Source organism: Halapricum sp. CBA1109 (assembly GCF_009741825.1).
Classification (GTDB): Archaea; Halobacteriota; Halobacteria; order Halobacteriales; family Haloarculaceae; genus Halapricum.
In genome coordinates this window covers 1-3011 of record NZ_WPCA01000216.1, presented here as the reverse complement: position 1 = coordinate 3011, position 3011 = coordinate 1, and the positions used below count along the sequence as shown (strand labels likewise).

Below are 3011 nucleotides of genomic sequence, written 5' to 3'. Positions count from 1 at the left end.
TCGGGGTCGCCGCCGACCGCGCCGGCGGCGGCCGCCTCGTCGCTGCCGCCGTCGCTCTCGACGAGTCCCGCGGTCGTCTCCCGGAGGTCCTCACACCGGTCGTGGGTGGACTCGCCGGGCGGAAACACGTCCTCGCGGCCGTAGGGACAGAGGTCGCGCTTGCCGACCAGCGAGATGCCCGCGAGTGGCTCTTGGAGGCCAGCGTTGAGGGTCCGGAGGTCCTCGACGAACTGGTGGCGCTGCTGTTTGACGGGCGTGACGACGACGATAGACTCGTAGCTCCCCTCCCGGAGCAGCGTCGCCCCGGCCGCCAGTGCGGCCATCGTCTTCCCGGTGCCGCAGGGGCCCTCCATCGCGAAGTAGCCGCCGCGCTGGCCGGCTTCGATGGCGCGTTCGACGGCGTCGGCCTGACTCGGGTAGGGTTCCTCGAACCCGAAGTACGGCTCCCAGTCGGGGACAGTCACACCGGAGGCTGTGGCGTGCCCGAACTTGAACCCCCGGATACGGCGGCGTCTGACGAGAGGTTTTTCAGTGGAGGGGTCGTTACTCGGTGTGATGGGCAGTACAGAGGACTCGCTGACGGTCGAGGAGTACATGAGTACGGACGTCTCGACCGTCGACCCGACCGCGACGGTGGAGGAAGTCGCCCGACGGATCGCCGACAGCGACGACCACAGCGGCCTCCCGGTCACCGACGACGACCACGTCGAGGGGTTCGTCAGCGCCAGCGACCTCCTGCTGGCCGACGACGACGACCCCATCACGTCGGCGATGTCGACAGACCTCCTCGTCGCCCACCCCGAGATGGACCTAGACGACGCCGCCCGCGTGATCCTCCGCTCCGGTATCCAGCGCCTCCCGGTGCTCGACGACGACGGCAACCTCGTCGGCATCATCTCCAACACCGACGTCATCCGCAGTCAGATAGAGCGCGCGACGCCGGACAAGGTCGAGGAACTCCGCGAGACCATCGAGGACGTCCACGACACCCCGACCACCCAAGAGCGCCGGACGGTCGCGCTGGCTGACCTCCGGCCGACTCAGACCCGGGTGTACGCCGACGAACTCGAAGGACGGAGTTACGAACTCGAACGCGGACTGGCCGAACCGCTGGTCGTCGTCGACAACGCCGGGGAACTGCTACTGGTCGACGGTCACCACCGGACGACCGCCGCGAACGAACTCGGTATCGAGGAGATGGAAGCCTACGTCATCGCCGTCGACGATCCGGTGACCCTAGAGATGGCCCGTACCGCCGACGAGGAGGACCTCCGGTCCGTCGACGACATCGAAATCGTCGACTACGCCCGCCACCCCCTCGTCGAGTCGACCGAACGCGGCGACGGGGAGTAGCCTACTCGCGCTCGGACAACGCCTCGCTCGCCTTCCGAACGCGTTCGCGCTGTGCCGCCGAGACGCCAGACTCGCGGGCCGTTTCGATCTGTGACTCGATCAGCGTGTTGAGTTGCTCGCCCCAGACATCCGGCGGGTTGGTCTGAATGTACTCGACCCAGCGCTCGATTTCGGCGATGCGCTGTTGTCGGTTTCGTTCGTGTTTTTCGGCCAGCGGGTCACCCGAGTCGGTCATAGATGTCCTCCACGTCTAGTTTCCGTACCCACCGTTCGAGCTGTGCGCTGCTAAGGCTTTCCTCGAACATCGTGAACAGGTGGACCGCGTCCTCGAAATCCCCGTTGGGGGTGACGCCAGTGAAAATATAACGCACGAACCGCCGAATCCTTCATTGCTTTTCGGGATAGATACGAACTATGTACGACGCCGAGGACCTCAACCGGATCCGGGAGAGCCACGAGGCGTGGCGCGAGTCGACGCTCTCGGAGACGCTCGATGCCCACGGTGAACGGGCCGAGCGGTTCAGCACCGTTTCGGGCCACGAGGTGGACCGCATCTACACACCGGAAGACGTGGCCGACACCGACTACGAGGCGGACCTCGGATTCCCCGGCCAACCGCCATACACCCGCGGGGTCTACCCGACGATGTACCGCGGCCGGACGTGGACGATGCGGCAGTTCGCGGGCTACGGTACCGCCGCCGAGACCAACGACCGCTTTCACTACCTGATCGAACAGGGCCAGACCGGACTCTCGACGGCCTTCGATATGCCGACGCTGATGGGACTGGACTCCGACGCCGAGATGGCCGACGGCGAGGTCGGTCGGGAAGGTGTCGCCGTCGACACGCTCGAGGATATGCGCGTTCTCTTCGACGGCATCGACCTCTCGGAGATATCGACCTCGTTCACGATCAACCCCTCCGCGCCGGTCGTCTACGCGATGTACGTCGCGCTGGCCGACGAGCGAGGCGTCGACCGCGAGCAGTTGCGCGGGACCCTCCAGAACGATATGTTCAAGGAGTTCATCGCCCAGAAGGAGTGGGTCGTCCCGCCCGAACCGTCGCTGAAACTCGTGACCGACGTGATCAACTTCTCCGCCGACGAGACGCCGAAGTTCAAGCCCGTCTCGGTGTCGGGCTATCACATCCGCGAGGCGGGGTCGACCGCCGTCCAGGAACTCGCCTTTACACTCGCCGACGGGTTCGCGTACGTCGAGGCGTGTCTCGACCGCGGGATGGCCGTCGACGCGTTCGCGCCCACCCTCTCGTTTTTCTTCAACAGCCACAACGACGTCTTCGAGGAGGTGGCGAAGTTCCGGGCCGCCCGCCGCATCTACGCCCGCCTGATGGACGAGTGGTACGACGCCGAGGCCGAGGCCAGCAAGCAACTCAAGTTCCACACCCAGACCGCCGGGCAGAGCCTCACCGCCCAACAGCCGTTGAACAACGTCGTGCGGGTCACCCTCCAAGCGCTTGCGGGCGTCCTCGGCGGGACCCAGAGCCTCCACACCAACAGCTTCGACGAGGCGCTGGCGCTCCCCAGCGAACGGGCGGTTCGGGTGGCGTTACGGACACAACAGATCATCGCCGAGGAGTCCGGTGTCGCCGATATCGTCGACCCCCTCGGCGGGAGTTTCGCCGTCGAGTCCCTCACCGA

Annotated in this window: 4 protein-coding genes; 2 read left to right on the top strand and 2 right to left on the bottom strand. The window is 66.1% G+C overall.

The genetic code is table 11. The features are described from left to right. Positions 1-464, bottom strand: a 464-nt coding sequence (locus GJ629_RS15245; protein ID WP_370515934.1) for a DEAD/DEAH box helicase family protein, incomplete at its 3' end; no start/stop codon positions are given. Between the two features lie 91 nt (positions 465-555). Here GJ629_RS15245 and GJ629_RS15240 point away from each other — a divergent pair. Next, complete coding sequence (locus GJ629_RS15240; protein WP_157513774.1) at positions 556-1353, top strand: CBS domain-containing protein; 798 nt, start codon at positions 556-558, stop codon at positions 1351-1353. A 1-nt stretch (position 1354) separates the two neighbouring features. Here the strand turns inward: GJ629_RS15240 and GJ629_RS15235 are convergent, their stop codons facing one another. Beyond that, positions 1355-1588 carry a hypothetical protein gene (locus tag GJ629_RS15235; RefSeq protein ID WP_157513773.1) on the bottom strand — a complete coding sequence of 78 codons (234 nt, stop codon included), beginning with the start codon at positions 1586-1588 and terminating at the stop codon, positions 1355-1357. Between the two features lie 179 nt (positions 1589-1767). On the opposite strand from GJ629_RS15235, the gene GJ629_RS15230 reads away from it, so the two are divergent. Beyond that, on the top strand, positions 1768-3011 hold a 1244-nt coding region (locus GJ629_RS15230; protein WP_157513772.1), incomplete at its 3' end, for a methylmalonyl-CoA mutase family protein.

Bases quoted from the DNA above. Each gene is read 5' to 3' on its own strand.
- GJ629_RS15240 (WP_157513774.1), top strand. From the start codon at position 556: ATGGGCAGTACAGAGGACTCGCTGACGGTCGAGGAGTACATGAGTACG.
- GJ629_RS15235 (WP_157513773.1), bottom strand. From the start codon at position 1,588: ATGACCGACTCGGGTGACCCGCTGGCCGAAAAACACGAACGAAACCGA.